Consider the following 20,487-nt stretch of genomic DNA (forward strand, 5'->3'; position numbering starts at 1 on the left):
CCGATAGGCGGTCGACGCACTGAATGACGCCTTGGCCGCCGCCACTGGCGGGCTATCGGTCTGACGGTACTTCATGTAGAGCCTCATCTGGTGATCTGTGATGTGTCGGCCGGGCAAGCGAGTGATTCCTCTTGGCGGAAGAACCACTTGCATAACCCCGCCGGCCGCGATCACCAGTCGGCGCGGTCCTCCTCGGGATCGCGCCGACGCTGGGCTCGTAACTCCGGTCGGGCTACGCCCTCCCTCCGTCACGAGCCCAGCGAAACTCTCTCACCTTGATTGACGCTGCCTTCCATCCTGATCGCCGCGCGACACCAACTCACGATTCAGGCGGCTCTGGTGGCGGCATGTAGTCTCCAACGCCACTGCGCGCCTCGCGGCAGAAATGAAAGTACGTGGCGCTCACCTTTTCATGTGGTGTACCGACCTTCGCCAGAGTACTGCGAAGCTTGTCGAGATAGCCGCCGGGATTGGTCGGAGCGAGATTGTAAAACAGTGCGGGCGCGGCTCGGTGCTAACGGACCCGGGGGCTGAAACCAGGCCAATTAGTCCCTACCACATCCGCACTGCCGTTGAGACTAGCGGAAAGGTGACTCGGCGCTGATCGGCCTGCAGCAATAGCGCTGTCCCTGTCACATCCCGTTAGCCCCAAAAAGCTCTGTATCTGTGATAGCTTACTGGAAGCTGACCGGCCCTTGCGCGGTCGGTCAATGGTCCGCGTGGGCTATCAATACCCGCTCAATCTGCACGGAAATTCCTGCAACCACTCAGACATGCTCTCACTCTGTCATCGTCACGACTTGAGGGTCACCCGGAGGGTTCAGGCTGCTGATCAGGGAGACATTGCCGGTTGCGGACATACCATCGTCGATACTCCACCGTTAGAGCGCCGCTTTCGCTGTGACGCCAATTCGGTGCTTTGCGCCTGCCCGTCCCTCTGCCGTGCATATTGTACTGCTATGTTCGTCGTACTCCGTGTATCGGTCGATTGTCGGAGTGCATGTGTGGAATTCCAAGCAAGCCTTCAATCTGGAATACTGCGGATTGACGAAAAGCGAGCCCCGATGATGATTGCGGACTTAAATTGTAAGGTCTGTGATGCGACAGAGAATACATCATCGCACGAGGAGCGACATAACGCCGGTCCGCGATAGATGGAAAGCGGCGGCGATGCGACTTGGCGCCTGCAACGGAGGGGACTTGATGAGAAACGCGCTCCCTATCCGTATCCGCACTGAGGTTAGCCTCGGAATCAAGAGGCTAACGCACCGGCTTTGCCCCTGAGGGCTGTTCACACGGAATGCCTCGTGGGTAAATCGGCCTTGAGTGACCTACCCGGACTGATAGGCGAGACCGAGAACGTAGCTGATCGCTCGGATTCATCCCCATTGAGATACCATAGTCTGCGGAGAACGGGCAAGGGCGAGCTTGCGACACCGCTGCCGATAACCTCTGCCGAGCGTCATCATTGAAGTAGATCGTCGTCCTCGACATCACTCATCGACAAGCCGCCGGGAAGCATAAGTATATTCCAAAGAGATCCGGCGTGCCTGTTCAATGAGGTTGGCGGCGGCGCTATGCCCCCCGTCGGTATTCTCATAGTAGAGGTACGGTTGGCCTAATGCAGCGAGCTTCGCCGCTGCCTTGCGGCCATGCGCTGGATGCACGCGATCGTCCTTGGTGGAGGTTAGAATGAAGGGGGTCGGGTAGGTCTTGCCTGGCACCAACTTCTGATAGGGCGAGTAGGCCTCGAGCCACTTGCGCTGTTCGGGAATGGTGGGATCGCCATACTCGCCAATCCAGGAGGCTCCGGCGCCCAGCTTGGTGAACCGAACCATGTCGAACAGCGGAACCTGTATGATGGCCGCATTGAAGAGCTCGGGTCGTTGGGTGATTGCGGTCCCTACCAGCAGGCCTCCTTGGCTGCCGCCGATTACGCCCAGCCGGCGGGGAGAAGTGATTTTGCGCCGGATCAAGTCCTCCGCGACGGCGATAAAATCATCCCATGTGCGCTGCTTCGTTGCTCCTTGGGCAGCCTGGTGCCATTGTGGCCCGAACTCACCCCCGCCACGCAGGTTCGCGACAACATACGCGTTGCCCTGCTCGAGCCAGAGTCGTCCCGTGAGGCCCACGTAAGAGGGGATGAGCGGAGTCTGAAACCCACCATAGCCATAGAGAAGCGTTGGAGTTGATCCGTCAAACCTTGCGCTTTTGGGCCGTAGCAGAAAGTAAGGAATGCGAGTGCCATCGCGCGAGATTGCCTCGAACTGTTCCACGACAAGTCTCGAGGCGTCGAACCTAGGAGGTGTCGCCTTCAATGTCTCAAGGCGTTCGGTTGCAGCGTCGAAGTACCAGAGCATCGTCGGGCTAAGAAAGCTGGAGACGGCGAACATCGCCTCGTCCGTTTCGTGCGATGCCGCAGCCAGATCGACACTCGCATTCTCTGGAAGCGGGATCGGCGTGGCCTGCCAGGAGCCCTGATGGTACTTGTAGACGAACGCCCTACTCTGAACATTGTCGAGAATCGTTAGGATCAACAAGTTTTTTGTGGCGGTGAATCCGCCGAGCGCTTGTCGAGGCCCGGGCTTGAAAACGAGCGTGGGTCTGGCGCGCAGCGGATCCTGCTTCCATTCGGCCAGGTCATACGAGACTATCGAGCCGGCTGAGAAGAGGGTTTGTCCGGACGGCGGCATCCAGTCTTCGTTGAGCGTCACCAGCAGGCGACCGCTGGCGATGCCGCTGATGGCTGCCTTCTTTGGCAGATTGAGCTTAATCGGCTCGGGCCCAAAGAGCACATACTCATGCTCGAACGAACTGATGCCGCGTACGGCACCGGTCGCATGGATCCTGCCTTCACTGTCGCGCAGCACGAATGGACTGGCCCCGACATCGGTCGGCTCGCCACGGAAGACCTCGCGCGCTTCCGCGAGCGACTGAGCGCGCTTGAGCTCCTTCACAACGAAAGGGTAACCGGCTTGCGACATGGTCCCTTCGCCCCAATCTCGTGCAATTAAGACCGTGTCGCTGTTGACCCAAGTGACCTGCTGTTTTCCCTCAGGAAGTTCGAAGCCGTTCGTCACGAAGGTTTTGGCAACTGAGTCGAATTCCCGGACGAACACAGCGTCCTTTCCGCCCTCGGACAGCTTCACCAAGCATAGGCGCTCTTCGGGCGGAAGGCAGCTCACCCCTTTAAGAACCCAGTTCTTCTTGTCCGCGTTAGCGAGAGCGTCCACGTCGAGGATGGTCTCCCATCGAGGGCTTTCGGTTCGATAGCTTTCAAGCGTCGTACGCCGCAAGACGCCGCGCACCTGGTTCTCGTCCTGCCAGAAATTGTCGAGGCCGCGCCGTCCCAATGAGACGTACGGAATCCGGTCCTTGGCCTGAAGAACGTGGAGCGCTTCCCCGTAGAAGCGCTGGTAACGTGGATCGGATTGGAGCGCACTGAGTGTCTTGTCGTTCTCGGTGTGAGCCCAAGCCAATGCGCGCGGCCCTTCGATTTCCTCAAGCCAAAGAAAAGGATCCTCAGCCCAGCTCGCAGGCGCTAGCGCTTGGGACAATCCCGCGGCCATCAAACAGCTCATGGATAGCGACGCTGCGAGAAAGAACGAATTTTTCATGGGAGTGTCCTGAAGTTAGCCAGCCGGACTTGGGCGTCTTGCAAAGTGAGTGGAAGCATTCGGAAGATGCATACTCGGCTTCAAAGAGCGGGTATGCGGGAACTGGGTCCGCTGGCTTTCGATGCTGCAAGCAGCGTGCCGCTTGAAAATTGACGTTTCTCCAGTCGCTTCCAACCCATGTAAGTGTCGCCTTTTGGACGTCCGCCTCAAACCTGACAATCGGTTCTTAGCAAGAGCGGCATGTTGCGCAGCCGCCGCCTTGCGCATCGTAGCAGTACGTAAATCCTCGACGATCGCCTGCGCCACCGGTCGGCCACTCACAAATCGGCTGTGGGCAGCATCATCCGTCGACAGTTTCGACTTTAGGTGTGAAGTGCGAGCACAAGTCCGATCTTCGCGGCCTGCTGATCGCGTTGGCCAGCACCATCCGCGCCCCGCGCAGGCCGCCGGTACTCGATGTGATTTGCGGCCTGTTGGCTGGGGGAGACTTGAAGCGATTGGCGTTCGGCAACGCTTTTGTCCGCCAGCCAAACGCGTAACCTGCGGCAGGTTCGGCGGCCGAGCCGGCACGCGCTCGACGCCACGATCTCTAAATTCCGCAGCGGGATCTCTCCTGGGTGACCGTGATCGCGGCGAGCCCCAACCTCACGTCGCCCGTGAATCCGAAATGGAGACTATAGAGCCACCAGATTGCGCAGCACCGGTCGAGATCGTACATGGCGAGCGCCCGCCTTATTGCTATGACCATCCGCGCCTTCGGCTTCATTCCTCGTCTCATCTGGGAACCTCGACGTCTCCGGGCCAGCGCTCTCCATTTCGTGTTTTGATCGGCGACGGTGCTCTGTACGCGCGCATCCGTAACAGATTGGAAGTCAAGATTGATGTTCGTCATGCGCCCTTTTTCCGGGTTTCGAAGCTGGCTGCACACGCCCATGTGCATGCGATCTACCGTGAGCCTACGGTGGAGGTACTGCTTGCAAAACGCCCAGATCTGGTGGAGCCAATTGACAGGACTCCCATCCAATAAATGCGCTTGTGCAGTCCCACTGCTACAAAACAAGCGACTGCGCCACTTGCGACGGGTCGGTTGCGGCTACGCGACCTTTGCTGCCATCTCCTTAAGAATACCTCCGCGCCCGCCCAGACTGTGTCGGTTCGCACCGGCAAAGACTACGCCGCTTCCGAGTGCGCTCAACTGTCACCGGTTTCGCTGCCCAATTTGCGCGAACCCCAACCGACGTCGAGCGCAGGTTTGGCGGCATGGCCCGTCTGAGCGCGCTGGCAAGTCTCCGCCTCGCTGGCCCGCCGCAGCACGGGGATCGATCAGACGCAAAGCAGCCGAGGCGATCATCCCGCGCAAGGCTAAAGGTGCAACGCTGGCCGTGTATAATGGGCATTCGGCGTCGTCCGCCAGTCCTCCGATCCTGCGTGCTAATGCAGCAGGTTCGCATATTTGTCTTTGCCGGCAGGCGAGCGCTCAGATCAAGGGCTAAATGGTGGCAACGGGACCGGCATTTTTATTGCAGACGTTACGCTGAGCTTCGTCCTGACGTGCTTCGCCTCCATGTTGCCTGGCGCAATGGCCGAGTTCGGGCCGTGCAATGCAACAGTGCGACCTGCCTGGCGAAAATTTTGGATCAGGGATCGCGCTTCAGATTAGGTCGAGCATGTCAAGGCAATCTACTCGAGAGAGGCTGGAGCCCGTTCTCGATCCCGCACACCAACGCTTGACGAGCCACGCCTTGTTGGGCGCAACGATCGGCAACATTCTCGAATTCTACGATTTCGGGACCTACAGCTTCTTCGCGATACAGATCGGCCAAGCGTTTTTCCCGGCAACCGACTCGTTCGCTAGCCTGATGCTGTCACTCGCAACCTTCGGCACAGGTTTTCTGACTAGACCGATCGGGGCCATCGTACTCGGCTCGTATTCGGATCGGGCCGGCCGCCGGCCCGCGATGACCGCCAGCTTTACCATGATGAGCGTCGCCGTCCTGTTGTTGGCTATGACGCCATCTTACGAGACAATAGGAGTTGCCGCTCCGTCACTGGTCGTCTTCGCACGCTTGCTGCAAGGCTTTGCGCTCGGAGGTGAAGTGGGGCCGACGACCGCCTACTTGATGGAAGCGGCCCCCGCTGACGCCCGCGGTCTTGCAGTCTCCTTTCAGCCGGCGAGCCAACAGATAGCTGCGACGGCCGGAGCGTTGGCTGGAGAAATACTCTCGCTCACGATGACAACCGAAGCTCTCAATGCGTACGGATGGCGGATCGCGCTATTGCTGGGCGCAGCTACGTTACCGTTTGGATTTTGGTTGCGGAGCGTCCTGCCCGAAACGTTGCACCGGTCTGAAGCGAACGTTCTGGTCACCCAGCCTGGGAGGCAATCGGATTCCGATCGCCGCATCATGAGCTTGGGATTTGTCATCTTGGCCAGCTGCACGATCAGTACTTATGTGACCGGATATATGACCACCTACGCGATCAACACTCTCCACGTTTCGGCGCCGGTCGCCTTTGGTACCACGCTCATCAGCAATACGGCCGGAATTGCTGCAGCGCTGCTTGGCGGCGTGCTCGCCGACTGCGCAGGCCGCCGTCGTATCATGATATGGCCGCAAGTCATCGCGTTGCTTATGACCTATCCGGTATTCTTATGGATTGCAGAGAGCCGCAGCGCCTTCGCACTTATAGGAGGTCTTGGCGCCCTCACCCTGATCGGAACCATTCCGTACAGCGCCTTCTACGTGAGCATGGCCGAAGCGTTGCCCAGGAACATTCGTGGTCGCGCCTTCGCGACGACCTATGCGTTGGCGATCGCGGTTTTCGGAGGCACAGCTCAAGCGATTGTCACCTGGCTGATCCACCTTACGGGGAGCGCACTCGTGCCTGCCTGGTACATGCTTTTCGCTGGCACGGCCGGGCTTCTTGCCATGCTCATGATGCCCGAGACGGCGCCACTCACGCCCAACCATCGACGAAGGTAATGCTAGGATCGCTGCCCTGGGCATAGCCGAACAAGTTAAGATGTTTTCCGTGAGCTCGAAATGCAAAACGTCGAACAAAGACGGTATGGCGTAGCATGAATGCAATTATCTTGAGAACTTGACCAGTTTCAGATCAAGCAGGGGCTCGCGTCGAAACACAGCGTCTGCGACGTCCCTGTTTACCCCACCTTCGCCGATCCGGCAATTGCGCGATGGCCGTAATCAGCGATTGGCTGAGCGTGAGCGATCACTTTGATCATCTTACGAGAACAGGTGACGCCGCCTGCACCATCTGCCTTTTACCGACGGCATGAGGACGCGGCCGCTGTCGGAGCAAGCGGCCGCACGAGGCTCAATCCTCATTATCTGCTTGGCTTGTTCTCCGTTCTCAGTGCCGTGCGCACGAGGGATCGGCCAAACAAAAAAACAGGTCGCAGATACCATCCAACGGGTCGTCCGCGCACTCAGGATACGCGGTATCGGCGACCTGCACGCTGACAGCGATCGGTTGCGCGGCAACTGTTGTAGCAAAAGGAGGCACCGTCGCCGTTGCAAGCGCATAGGCACTCGCTGTCACTAATACAGACATTTTCATTCGAGAATCGCTTCCATCGGTTAGCCCCAACCGTACTCGAGGAGGTCTATATGACGACGCCTGATGCGGTAAAATTGATTTTGTTGATTAGATCTATCTACGGAATAGATAAGTTTTGACCTCACCGTATGGCTCAATGTTAGGCCGCTCGGAACCTGCAACTGCTTCGCATTGAACGCTGGACGTCTCGGAGTGACCGATGCATGTCTCGGAGCACTCCAGTACAGCATTTGTTGAATCTGACTTGCAGCGTGCGAGCGAGACCTTAGCCGGCCTTCTAGTCCCGAACATGCTTGCTTCACTCTTGGACGCACTGCTCATCACCGTGTCTGAGGAGTGCGAAGATCGCTGCACCAGTGTTCGGCGGCCCGCATGCCACAAGCCGAGGCTTTGGCGGAGCCGGCCCCGGCGACATGCTGGCGCCGTAACGGGACTGCATTCGCCAGAATTTGCCATGGTCGCATATGGTTTCGGGGCGCAGCCTTTTGCCGATCCCGTCAGACAACCCGGCCGAAGATTGAAGACGCGACAGTGTCGATGACGGCATTATGGCCAGACTCCTCTCCGCGCCAGCACAGCTGCAAAGGCCGGTAACCGATGAGACTAGTCAGCTTATCGACAGCTCAGGGTTCTGGCAGAAGAGCATCTTGATCCAGAGAAGAGTCTCGACCTGATCACTGGAGGAGCTCGACGCTGCAAGCAACCAGCTGACTGAACCGCCTGAGCCCCTCGGGGCCATTGCAGTTGAAGCGAGGCAGCTCCAACGCCACTCGGCTTGAGACGCTCGAGGAATGACGACGAGCCCCAGCATCTTTTGGGGGCCAAGGAGGCTGATGCTGGGGCCGTCGTAGCCTTATGCAAGAGTAGCAAACAGGCCGCGTTGTTGTGCATCACCCGTTCCGATTCGTCAAAGCGACCGTAATGCTCACCTCCCGTGGCACCGACCCCTCCGCGATCCGCCGAAGCTCCGCTGAGGGCTTGCGCGCCAGTTTTCCGCGGGCATACAGACGAAAGCATTGTTATGTCCGAGTGGATCGTCGCGGACATGTTTTTCCGTCTGCATGCACTTAGGGGCCTCGCTTCTCGCCCGAGCCCCCACTCGCCACACCGCGGAATTCAGCTTGCCTGTGGGATGACGACAATCCTCCGGGATCGACGCCTGGCAAGCCTCCCGGAGGCGTGTTCTCTTCCAGGCTCCATCCTTTTGCGAGGTGGAGCCTGAAAAGGGCTGGGTGTTGCTGAGGCACTTTGCCGAGCCGATCCCAAAGCATGGACGCTGCCACCGAATGGCTCAGTGCAGGACAGCAGCTCACTAGATCCCCAGTCGCGCCATCTGCGCTGAAACGTGCGCCGGATCGGGAAGAGGCTGCCACGACTGGCCCGCCGCGGTGCTCAACAAGGATCTGCAGAACGCAGTCGTCAGCTTGCCGCGGTGGATCACAACGTTCTCGTGGCCCTCGGCGGCTCGAGCGTTCTGCCACTGCCGATTGTATCCGCGCTGTTCGTCGGACTTCACGTGGCACGCGGCGAATTCACGATCGCCGAGCGTTGCCAATTGCCAGGTATGTACCGGCCACTTGGTATGGATGTGCACCCACATCGGGCTTGCCGTCGCACCACTGCCCAGCGCCTTGGGCTGCAGCTTGATCTCGAACAGCTTCCCTGGCTCTCCTTTCAACGCGCGCGGTCGATCCACTGACTCCAGTTCCCCTGCCGCTCGCAACCGCTCAAGGTACCTTTGTGATGGAAACGCATAGGTCTTCATGCAATCCATCATGATTTCTGCCTTTGGCGCCTCCAAAAGGTTGACCTGTCCCTGCGCCTCGGTCCACATCCTCTTGAGGCGGACTATTTTTTTGTGGACTTCTGGCACTTGCAAAGCCGGGATCAGGCCACGTCGGCGAGGCTCCTCCAGCGCGGTTACACAGGCCTTGATCTCGGCGACCTGCGTCTGCAAGCGATCATTGACGAGATTTAAGACGTGGTCGGCGTCTTCTGGCCTCATCTGGCGCGCTTGCGAGACGGCGCTTTGCTGAGCCGGCACACTAAACTGCAGCAGTTCATCCAGTCGCTCAAGCAACCCCGCCAATGCCTCTCTGGACGGCGGAGCCTGCCACATCTGGAGGTGCGCGGTCGCGGAGGCTGACGCCATCGCGCGTGCCTCCTCCGCGGACGCGAGTTTCTTGGTACCGAGATCGGAGAGCACGATAACCTTGCCTGCCGGTGCCGGCGCGGCATCGGGCTTGGCGAGTTGCGGCTCTGGTGGGCGGGCCGTCGAACTCCCCTCGCCTGCGGCGGCTGCGCGCCTTCCTTTGCCCTTCCTACGGGCCGGACTGCCTTCGCCCACCACGGCGTTATTTTCCGGTAGCGCAGCCCAAGGCGGCGGTTCAATCGTGACTGGCGTCTTCGGCTGCACCGCCAGCAGGCGCATGACCTCGTTCGCCGTAAGCCAGGCACCTTCCACGATCTCGTCCAGCAACTGTAACGGAAGGTCAGCTCCCGTTCCGGCTTCCCTCACCGTTGCAACCATGGAGCTCACCCCTGATCCAAATTCCGAAAGCCGCTCCATGACTCCTTCCAGAACGGCGCGGTGCTCAGCGTCCAGCGGCGCCCCGTCGCTTTTCAGAACGGCCTCGCTGGTCGAATTGAACGCCGGAAAAACATCGCCGATGAAGGTCCCGAGCAGACGCACGCGCCCATTTTCGTCCATGAGGGCGTTGCGCACATCTGCGTCGAGCGTGCTCGCTCGCTCGTCAATCAAGAGCTGTGCGAGAGCGACCCGCGATTGCAGAAACATGCACTTCGTGTTGAGCGCCCAGCCGGTCTGATGTCGTAGTCCGGCCTCTTCGGCCTTGCGCATCTCAGGCGTGCTGCTTGGGAGGTCGGCAGTCGCCGCGCAGACCGACTGCATCCACTCCAAGCGCAATGCCTTCTTTCCCCACCACTTCATGCAAGCCACATAGTGGTTCGCCACGCTTGCAAACATCTGGCTCCGTTGAGCGGGCGTGGCGCTGTGTTTGATGTTATCGAGCACGCGTGACGCTTTCCTTCTATCCGCCTCCATGGGATAGATAATCCTGGTGGCCACGGCGTTACATTCGTCGCCGGCGTCCAGCGTGTCATCCCGCAGCCGGCGAGCCCGATCGTCAGGCAGAATGCGACGGGCCAGATCGAGGGGCAGACTCGCGTAGTACTCCAGAATTGTTGCGCCTGCTTTGACCACTTGATCGATCAGCTCTTGCGCCTCTGGCAAGTTCTGGGCGTGCTTGGCCTCTCGACGAGACCTTTCAAGCTCCTCAAACAGGTTGCTTAACTTTCGCTTTGCTGCCTTGATCTCGTCACGCGTTGGCGCCGCCACGCCAGAAGTTGGTGGCGGGTTCGCGAGCGCAGCAGCTGTATCTTGAGATCCGGAGCGCATCCGCTCAATGACGGCATCGAAAGATTGACTGCGTTCCGCGAGGAAGAGGCCAGGTTCCGGGCTCGAACGGCTCCATTGCTCGGTACTGTCGGCTCCTGCAGCGCCAACCTGCGATGTGCCAGCTCGGCCAATGCCCGTCATATTTTATCTCCGATAAAGTCGATAATGCGCAGCCTGTCTGGATAGACCGCCTGGCTGACGAGTAGCTGACCAAGAGCGTTCTTGGATACGCAAGAAGGCCGATATCGGCTTGGGTTCTATCGCAGCTCCTGTGTTGGTGAAGAGAGAGATGCCGGTCACTCGGTCAGTTGCGTATAATCAGCTGAAACGTGATCGCGGCCGAAGTACCTTGGCATCTAAAAGTCCCATGCCGTTTACCGGTGGTTCTGTCCGCGCGAACTTTGGGCCAAGTCATCCCGAGTCTAAAGAGAGCAAACAGGAGAACGCTCCCCTGAACGGGGATTCTGGTCACTCAGAAATGGCGCGCGATCAGTGGAACCATAGGCCCTTGCATGCGTCCCGCTACCGACAAAGGCACTTCGACTGGAGAGCCTGCCAAGCTAGCGGCCATACACCGATCATGACGAGACGGTGATCGGCAACGATATTTTTCCCCTCCGAACGTAGAATCGACGTTGCGCAACTGCCTTTGAAGCTACATTTCGCCGAACCCGGCGCCCATCCACACACCCGCAAAGCTCACCCTTATAGAAATATCGCAGCGAGCACACCAAACGCACCGAGAACCAACCCAATCAGCGAACCGGCCGTCGGCACGTCTCTGAAGAGCAGAACCGTGAGTATTGGCTCCACGACCAGGATAGCTCCCACCGATATCGCGACAATGATCCAGATATTCTTCAGATGCATGTAGCCCAGCGCGTATCCGAAAACGAGCAGGATGCCACCCAAGCATACCAGGAGAAACATCGGCCAAAGCATCGTCAGATCGCCACCGGTCTTTCCGAATTGCCGTGAGGCAATCAACTCGGCGCATATCGAAAGCGCTTCTCCAAGAAGAATGGCTGCCATAGCTACAATTTTTAATATCAAGGTCATCGGCCTCCATGATTTCGGCTATTCAAGGCAGCCCAGAGACCTGCATCGGAGTAGCAGTTGAGGTTCAATTTTTCGGGATGCCAGGCGCTTGCGAGTCGAAGAGCGCGCGCGACTCACCTGTCGCTTCTCGCAGTCCTTAAAGCGTCTGCCAGTCGGTAATAGCGTCCGACATGCAGCACGGGTTCGCGTGAATCACCCAATCTGCTTGCTTGCACAAGCCAAAAATAATTCAGGACAGCCCGCTCCGCCGCCCCTGTGTGAGTAGAGCAATCAGGAGCTAGGCTGTAATCCGCACGGGAAGAGCGGAATAGCCGTGCACGAAGTTGGACGCAATCCGCTCGGGTTCGCCGACAACCTCGAACCACAATTCCGCAGACAAAATCTCTTCCCAGAGGACTCTCAATTGCAGTTGCGCAAGATGTCGACCAAGACAGCGATGGATGCCGAATCCGAACGAGAGATGCTGCCTCACATTTTTGCGATCGATCACGAATTGGTTGGCGTTCTCAATGATCTCTTCGTCCCTGTTACCGGAGATGTACCACATGACGACCTTGTCGCCTTTCCTGATCTGTTTTCCGCCTACGATGCTGTCGATCGCGGCGGTACGGCGCATATGTGCAATTGGCGTCTGGTACCGAATAATCTCGGACACCGCGCCCGAGACCAGCTCGGGATTCTCAATTAGCTTTCGCAGCTCGGAGGGGTACTGATTCATGAACAGTAGGCCGCCGGTAATTGAGTTGCGCGTGGTGTCATTGCCCCCAACAATCAACAGAATCAGATTTCCAAGAAACTCACTCGGCTCCATCTGGCGCGTGGCAGGCGAATGCGCCATCAAGGAGATTAAGTCGAGGCGCGGTTCGGCTTTGATGCGCTCGTTCCAAAGCTGCGTGAAATAGTCCAGGCACTCGGATAAGATGGTGCTTCGCTTGTCCCAGCTGTCGATCGCATGACCCGCTTTCGGAGCTGTAACAGCTACGTCCGACCAATAGGTCAGCAGTCGCCGATCCTCAAATGGAAAGTCGAACAGCGTGGCGAGCATTTGCGTCGTCAACTCTATGGACACCATGTCCACCCAGTTGAAGGCCTCATTGCGCGGCAAGCCCGCGAGAATTGCCCTGACCCGAGACCGGATTAGGCCTTCGAGCTTCGTCAAGCTTTCCGGTCCGACGATCGGGCTCACGGTATTGCGCTGCTCGGCGTGCTTGGGAGGACCCATCTTGATGAAACTCGGGGTCCAGTGCTCGCCAGGCACGTCGACAATCGTGACACCCTCTTCTGACGAGAACGCTTTGTGGTTTGTGTCTACTGCTACGATATCCCGGTATTTCGTTACGGACCAATATGGACCGTGCGCGCTGTCTTGACAGTAGTGAACCGGATCTTCCTTTCGCAACCGCTCAAAGCAAGCCCAAATGCTGTCGTCTTGAAAGCGCTTGCCCTCGCTTACATCCAGCTTGCTGAGCGGGATAACACACGAATCCTCCGCCCTATAATCTTCCGACCGCCATGTCATGATCATCTCTGCAGAGTCTGCTCTCGAGAGTTTAAGGTGTGGCGCGATTCATCGCTTCAAGCTGCCGCAGCGCTTGGCTGCGACGGGCCGCTCGACCAGGCTACCTCACAGTGCAGCTAGCCTCGCCCTACCACGTCGGACAGTCAGGATCGCATTGACTTTCCAAGTCGATCTACTCAATGGATCAGTGAGAGTTCTCAGCGCTGGTTAGAGTGAGGCAACATCAAGCCGAATGCGCCTTCATAGGTAGCCTGCACCTTGAGGTACCGCCGGAGCCGATAGCTTTCTCAAGGTCATGGATGAATAGTCGTCTGGCTAGGACTGTTCGGGCAGATCGATCCAGATATCCGAAGGACCCTTCACGAGAGTTTCCTGATCTGGAACGTAGATGCTATCGAAGACCCTGAGACCATGAGCCGTTGCCGCTGCAAAAATTATGAAAGGGAGCTTGACTTGCTCCAGGTCTTCGAAGTTGTCTGTGCCGACGATTCGAACACAATCAAGTTTAAAGTGTCGGAACTCGATCTGAGATGTGGCCGACGCGACCAGATCTTTCACCCTAGATACCCCTTGCGCGATCTCCTTCCTCGAATGGTTGAGTGCAGTAAAAAGGCACGACAGCTCATCAAGCTCGGAACGGTTAAATCGCCTCAAACGCGACGAAATGGGCACTCCGTTCTTGTATCTCACGGTCGGCACAAACCTTATCTCGCAATCCAGAAGGAGGTCTGCGACGGCGCGCTTCACCAGGATCGCCTGACCGATATCTTTCAGGCCGAAGTAGCTGCGAGTTGGCTTTGCATAGCAGATCCAGCGGACTGCCCCGGTAACGGCTTCCTTCAAATACGCATCGCGCCCTCCTAAGCGCAACTGACAGTCGCCTTGCGATACAAAGGTACGATAGCCAGGCGGGAACATTTCAGTGTCGTTGGAGGAGATCACGGCAGTTGCTCCCGAACGCAATGCAAGTCCAATATCCTCGTCCAAATTGAAATCGTAGCTCCCACCTGGTCTAAGCTGGATCTTGTTCGGGTAGACTGTGACGATCGCGACGTCATTCTCCGATGCCGCCCTTCTGATCAGTTCTGCATGCCCAAGATGCAGGGCGCCGAGAGTATGTACCGTCCCGATAGTCTGCCCTGTTCTCGCCACCTCCCGGATGAACGCTTTACCTGCGGAAAGACATGCCAGATGCATTTTCCTACTCCAGTCTCTTTGAGCGCCTAAACAGGCGATCTGATCGGTCGGATCGCGCTGAAGGTCTGCCCTGCCTCTCGTCCCGGCCGTGAATGCCAACGAGCCCATAGCGCTTTAGCACTCGCTCACAGCTCGGACGACCGCCCAGACCTGTCCTAAGCTCTCCGACACTGCATTCCTCTATTTTGCAGTCTCCGAAGCCGTCACGTGGACCCTTCTCGACCTCGTCTGATCAACGATGAGAATTCAGTTAGATAGCTTGATGGCTCGCGTGGCTGATCCCCCTTCAAAGCGGCCTGCAGGCCCGGACATCGGTCTGCAAAGAACGGAGGCTCGAATGTGGTTATCTTAGCGCCTGAAAAGTCCACCTTTACGAAGCTGGCCTGGAACGGCGACATCCCACTCAGGTTCGCCTCGCGCAGGGACGATTGGTTCATGCGAGCGTAGGCGGCCCGCGTTGCCTCCAGATTGGTTCTCGTCATTCCTGCGGCAAGATAGGCCTGAACAAGATTCGATCCTTCGAGATTTGCCTCATCCAGTGCCATTGATTGCGGGGGATCACCGGTGATCATCGACCTGTAGAGATAAGCATTGGATAGGTCTGCGCGTTCGAGATCACAGTCGCGCAGAAAGGCACAGCGGCCACGAAAACCCGATAAATTGGCGGCTCGCATTGTGCTTTCTGTTATCGAAATGCATTCGCCTGATGCCAGGGACAGATCCACTCCGTCGAGCTGGCAGGAATGCATGGATGCACCGTTGAGCACGGCACCGAGCAGATTTGCGTTGGACAAGCTTACGGACAAAAGCCGCGCCTCGGTCAGGTCTGCCTGTTCAAGCTCCGCATTTGGACGACTTGACAGGTGAATATCAGCAAATGGTGCGCTCATGCCTCTCGCGGCAATGCGGCCGCTTACGTTGGAGAGTCTCAGATAGGGAAGATGAGCGCCTTCCAGGACAAGACCATCGACCGACGTGGGACGCACAATCGACAAACAATTCCCCTTTGACTGGAAGAACGAGCAGGACGCCAGATGTGCTTTCGTGATCGTGAGTTGGCTCAGCTTGGCAAAGCGGAAGGATGCGGAAGGAAGGAAACATTCATTGATGGTCGAACCCTGTAGCTCCGCGCCATCGAATACAGCATCACTCGCGTCGCATTGGTACGCGAGAAGCCCGCTGAGCATGGCGTTATCAAAGCGGGTCCTTTTCATGCTGCAACCGTGAAACAGGCTGCCTGTAGCATCAATTACATTGCGTAGGCTGGCATCATCGAAGTTGCAAACCTGCGCTGCAAGCGCATGCATATACGCAAAATCGAGCTTGGCCCCTCGGAAGCTTGCCCTCTCTAGCCCCGGACAGATAAGGTTCGCCCCAGAAAGGTCTGCCCGATCCAACTTTGCACCGTAGAGCTGCGCACGATTGAGGGTACAGCGCCTTAACGAGAAATCTGACAGGTCATGACCGTTAAAATTCTCGGAGGTTAGCTGCAAGCCAATCCCGGTCCTTCTGATCGCCTCTTCGGTCCGCCTCCCGACAGCGGCCACCGCGCGCACCCGATCAGCAGCTCGGCTCCAGTACCGAACAAAGTCGCCATCTGATGAAGAATTGGGTTTCGGATCTGACCAGTGCTCTCCATTCGCGGTGCACTCGCTATCAGCGCCGATCGTTTGCGACATGACGATTCCGTGTTGCCCAGATTACAGGGGCCTGTTATTGACCCCTTTTTGCTCCGCCTTGGCGGTACGCTATGTGGCCTATGGCGAACTCGTCGGCGAAATGGCGAGACGACGAGGTGCATGTTGTGTCGGTGACCTCCGCAGCCTGCGCGTTCGAGCACGTCGGCCGAATTCCAGTCATGCCCCGCACCGTCGCTCGCTGAGATTGTTCACCGAGCCCGCCAACGCTGACAACGCAACGTTCGTTTGGCAGTGCCGATATATCCAGTCATTGCGGCTTGTCTGGTAGGCGCTTATAAGCAAATCCAAATCGCGCTCCTTCAAACCGGTTACGAAAATTTCAGGGTCTTGCTTCTCATTCAGAATGGGCCCTTGGCGTCCAGGCGGAAGAGTGATCGTTCGCGGGCTGAAGTCGAGCCCCTACTCGGCGTTACCTTCCGATAGCAATGACCGTGCCAGCCGCATCAGTCGCAATTAAGGGCTGAACAGGCGTCATGAAATCGATATTGACGCCGAATGGTTTGAACCTGACAAACCCGCTGTCGTTGTCAGGGACCGCACCATGAATGCCAGGCTCTCGTGAAAGCGAAGATTGCAAGCTCGTTTGCAGAAGCACAAGGGCCGCCCGTCCTTGCGGGCACGCAATCGATGACTTGCAATCCGACATTTGCGGATCGCCGACCTCATGGTTAGCGACTGTTCGAACTCGGCTAGCCCTGCTCCGCGCGCGGCCGGTCTATCCGGTGGGAAGTCGTACCACAGACTGTCCTGGTTGAGCGATGAGCGAGCGCGCAGTCGTGGCCGACTGTGGTGCGCAAAGGCCAATGCCCCCGCCACCGGAGATAGATGATTTCCAGATAAAGGATCGAATTCGAAGGCATTCATGCGATGCCTTCTTCGGGGATCGTAGCTGAATGACCTATCTGGTGGTCACGCACCAGACGCGGCATGGCGGTGATAAGGCTCTTGGTATATTCAGACTGCGGATTGCGAAATATCTCTTCAGTGGCGCCACTATCGACGACTCTCCCCCGGCGCATAACGATGACGCGATCGCTGATGTGGCGAACGACACTGAGATCATGCGAGATAAAGAGATAACTTACGCCGAGGTGGTCCTTCAGATAGCCGAGCAGGTCCAAGACCTGGGCCTGGATCGAGACGTCAAGCGCCGAAACCGGTTCATCGCAGACGATGACGGCAGGATTTGGTCCGATCGCACGAGCGATCGCAACGCGCTGGCGCTGACCGCCCGAGAGCTCGAGCGGCCGCCGGCCCAATAAGGCCTCGGGTAGTCCGACCATGTCGAGCAGCTCGATAACGCGCTCCTGCCGCTTGCGCGGTGTCTCAACGCCGCTCGAAAGGCTGTCGGATATGATGCGTTCGACCGTCCAACGTGGATCAAACGAGCTAAGAGGATCCTGGTAAATGATCGATATCGACCGCCGCCGGGCCCGCCGTTCGCGTTCGGCGAGCGTCGTCCAAGGCTGGCCTGCAAACTGAACGGCTCCCTCGTCAGGCTGCTCGAGCGCCAGGACCATGCGCGCCATCGTTGACTTTCCTGATCCGGACTCACCCACGATTCCCAAAGTTTCGCCGGATCTCAGTTCGAAGGAGACGCCGTTCACAGCCGCCCGTAAAGTGCCATCCGGGCCCTCGAAGCGCTTCACCAGACTTGCCGCTTCGAGCAGGATGGAACGAGATTTCGCCAGCGGTTGCACGGCTGGCTGCGTTTGCCGCCGAGCAGGAGAACGCATGACGGTCGATGGTGAGAGGCGTGAGCCGCGCGGCCGGCCTGATGGCACGGCGTCCAGCAGCTGCTTAGTATAGGGGTGCCCCGGATCTTTGAATATTTGGACGGCGTTGCCGCGTTCGACGACCTCGCCTCCTCGCATGACGAGGATCTCATCCGCCACGCGGGAGACCACGGCCAGATCATGACTGATCAGGATCAGACCCTTGCCCCTCGTTTTGGTCTCCTCAAGGAGTGACAGCACATGAGCTTGCGCCGTGACGTCGAGCGCGGTCGTCGGTTCGTCGGCGATTATGATGCGCGGATCGAGTGCAAGTGCCGAAGCGATGAGAGCCCGTTGACGCTGGCCGCCGGATAATTGATGCGGCAGCTGCTCGGCCTTGGTTTCGGGTTCAGGGACACCGACGAGCTTAAGGAGAGCAATGACGCGCTGCGTGAGCTCCTCGCGTGATGATACCGCGCGGTGGAGGAGCAAGCCTTCGCCAATCTCTTTGCCGATCCGGCGAAGCGGGTCAAGCGAGACGAGTGCATCCTGTAATACAAAGCCAATCTCGTTGCCGCGGATGCGCCGCCAGGCACGATCGCTAAGACCTATCAGGTCCGTCCCGTCCAAGCTTAGCTGGCGTGCATGAACATTGGCGTTGCGACCAGCGAGGCCTATGAGAGCCCGCGCGGTCACGCTCTTGCCCGAGCCGGATTCACCGACGATCGCAAGACACCGTCCCGGTCGGAGGGAGAAGGACATACTGCGCACAACCGCTTTCTCGTCGATAGCGCGCCCGAAGGAAACACGCAGCGAATCGACGGTGAGGAGGTCTGCCTGCTGCGAGACAGGCTTGGGACGAAGCTGCAACATTCACCCTTTTCCTTCCAGACGGTCCTGTAGATGGCGCCCGACAATGGTGAGGCTGACGGCAAACGTCGTCACTGCCAGACCGGGTATGATCTCCAGCCACCAGGCGTAGATCACATAATTGCGCCCGGCATTGAGCAGCGCGCCCCATTCAGGGGCCGGGGGAGCGACGCCAAGACCCAGAAAGGCAAGACCGGATGCCCAGATAATCGCCTGACCCACGCCGATCGTCATCATTGCTGTCAGCGGGTTCATGGCGTTGGGAAGAATATGCCTCCAGACGATACGGGGAAATGGATGGCCCAGCACCTTGGCGGCCTCCACATACCCTGCCCCCTTGATGGAAAGCATCTGGCCTCTGATCATGCGCGCATAGCCTGGCGCTGTGCCGATCCCGACAGCTATGACTTCAGTCAATACCGATGGCCCAAAAACGCTCACAAACACGAGGGCGAGCAAGAGCGTTGGAATTGCGAAGAGCACGTCGACAATCCGACTGAGGATGCTGTCGAATACACCACCAGAAAGTGCGGCGGCGGCGCCGAAAACGATCGCAATGGACATGCTCAGCCCCGTCGCGCCAAGTCCGATGGCCAGGGATTGGCCTGCCCCCTCGACTACTCGAGAGTAAAGATCCCGGCCCAATTGATCAGTTCCGAACCAATGGGCGATCGACGGAGACTGCAATGACGATCTCAAATCAATAGCAAGCGGATCGTGCGTCTGCAGCACCTTTGGCGCCTTAGCCGCGAGGGCAAAGAGGCCAATGATGATGAGACAGACGGCAACTCGGAAGGGAACATGGCGGACGATTGCCAGGACTTCTTTGAGCGGCCGAGACACGGTGACTTCGGCAGACATGCTCATGTCAAGTTGATCCTCGGATCGACCACCCGGTAAGCCAGATCGACAATCACACTGACCACCACGAATAGGCCTGCAGAGATCAAAACAGCTCCCGAGACAATCGGAACATCTCGCGAGGACGTTGCAGCGACAAGGACTCCACCTAGGCCTTGACGGGCGAAAACCACCTCGATCAAAATCGCGCCCGAAAGAAGTTTGCCGAGCGCCCAACCTGATAAAGTAATGCCGGGCAATGCGGCGTGGCGGAGGACATGGCGAAGCCTGACGCCGAAATCACTCATACCTCGGGCGCGCGCGGACGTAACGAACGGCTGCTCGAGCACGCGCGTGAACTCGTTCTGAACGACTTGTCCGAAAAACCCCGACAGTTCAAGAGCCAACGCAAGTGTCGGCAGAACGAGCCCGATCGGCGAATTTCCACCGATGACCGGAAAAATGCGCAGCTTTACCGCAAATACAACCAGCAGAATTGTGGCTAGCCAGTAAGGTGGCACGGTTGCCAAAACGACTTGCGTGTCATTGAGCAGCTTCGACCAAATGTTGTCCCTGCCGGCGATAAACAAGGTTGTCAGGATTGCGATGATCCATGCGATCAGTAGCGCGGCGATCGCCAGAATAATCGTGGGGCCAATCTGTTCTGCGATGATCCCTGCGACAGGCCGATGCTGCTGGTACGATTCGCCAAGATCCCCATGCAGGATTCGCAATATGTACTTGCCGTACTGAACCGCGAGCGGTTGATCAAAGCCGTATTTCGCATTGATCGCCGCAATTTCTGCTGAAGACGCCGGCCCGACGTTGCCACTCGTCACATTGATGATGATCTGGGCGCGATCCCCAGGCAACACACACTGAGTTACGAACGCAAACGTTGCGGCAGCCCACACCACGGCCACTCCGGACAGTATCCGGCGCGCGAACCAAACAATGGGATGAGTCTTCACGG

10 protein-coding genes are annotated in these 20,487 nt (G+C 58.1%); 1 reads left to right on the forward strand and 9 read right to left on the reverse strand.

From position 1 onward, the window contains the following. Positions 1–1,493: 1,493 nt before the first annotated feature. Positions 1,494–3,617, reverse strand: a complete 2,124-nt coding sequence (locus BM374_RS33270; protein ID WP_092302570.1) for a prolyl oligopeptidase family serine peptidase — start codon at positions 3,615–3,617, stop codon at positions 1,494–1,496. Between the two features lie 1,667 nt (positions 3,618–5,284). Here BM374_RS33270 and BM374_RS33285 point away from each other — a divergent pair. After that, the gene (locus tag BM374_RS33285) at positions 5,285–6,601 is read left to right on the forward strand and encodes an MFS transporter (RefSeq protein WP_177248711.1); all 1,317 of its coding nucleotides are present in this window, start codon (positions 5,285–5,287) and stop codon (positions 6,599–6,601) included. Between the two features lie 1,907 nt (positions 6,602–8,508). On the opposite strand, the gene BM374_RS33295 is transcribed toward BM374_RS33285, so the two are convergent. The 8 genes from BM374_RS33295 to BM374_RS33330 all read right to left on the reverse strand — a co-directional run bounded on the left by BM374_RS33295 (position 8,509) and on the right by BM374_RS33330 (position 20,485). Further along, the gene (locus BM374_RS33295; RefSeq protein WP_092302578.1) at positions 8,509–10,755 is read right to left on the reverse strand and encodes a T3SS effector XopP-like protein; all 2,247 of its coding nucleotides are present in this window, start codon (positions 10,753–10,755) and stop codon (positions 8,509–8,511) included. Between the two features lie 564 nt (positions 10,756–11,319). Beyond that, complete coding sequence (locus tag BM374_RS33300) at positions 11,320–11,673, reverse strand: hypothetical protein (protein WP_092302580.1); 354 nt, start codon at positions 11,671–11,673, stop codon at positions 11,320–11,322. Between the two features lie 277 nt (positions 11,674–11,950). Next, positions 11,951–13,198, reverse strand: coding sequence for a cytochrome P450 (locus BM374_RS33305; protein ID WP_177248712.1), 1,248 nt, complete (start codon positions 13,196–13,198; stop codon positions 11,951–11,953). A gap of 309 nt (positions 13,199–13,507) precedes the next feature. Next, entirely contained in the window at positions 13,508–14,389 is an 882-nt protein-coding gene (locus tag BM374_RS33310; RefSeq protein WP_092302582.1) for a pantoate--beta-alanine ligase, read from the reverse strand. Positions 14,390–14,592: 203 nt separating this feature from the next. Further along, positions 14,593–16,068: a pentapeptide repeat-containing protein gene (locus BM374_RS33315; protein ID WP_092302584.1), complete on the reverse strand. Its 1,476-nt coding sequence runs from the start codon at positions 16,066–16,068 to the stop codon at positions 14,593–14,595. A gap of 881 nt (positions 16,069–16,949) precedes the next feature. Further along, positions 16,950–18,677: a dipeptide ABC transporter ATP-binding protein gene (locus BM374_RS33320; protein ID WP_092302586.1), complete on the reverse strand. Its 1,728-nt coding sequence runs from the start codon at positions 18,675–18,677 to the stop codon at positions 16,950–16,952. After that, positions 18,678–19,541 (reverse strand): ABC transporter permease, encoded by an 864-nt coding sequence (locus tag BM374_RS33325; RefSeq protein WP_092302588.1) that lies wholly within the window; start codon positions 19,539–19,541, stop codon positions 18,678–18,680. It abuts the gene before it with no gap. After that, positions 19,538–20,485, reverse strand: coding sequence for an ABC transporter permease (locus BM374_RS33330; RefSeq protein ID WP_244552786.1), 948 nt, complete (start codon positions 20,483–20,485; stop codon positions 19,538–19,540). The genes BM374_RS33325 and BM374_RS33330 overlap by 4 nt, the downstream gene beginning before the upstream one ends. Positions 20,486–20,487 lie beyond the last annotated feature (2 nt).

Source organism: Bradyrhizobium sp. Ghvi, assembly GCF_900115265.1.
Classification (GTDB): Bacteria; Pseudomonadota; Alphaproteobacteria; order Rhizobiales; family Xanthobacteraceae; genus Bradyrhizobium.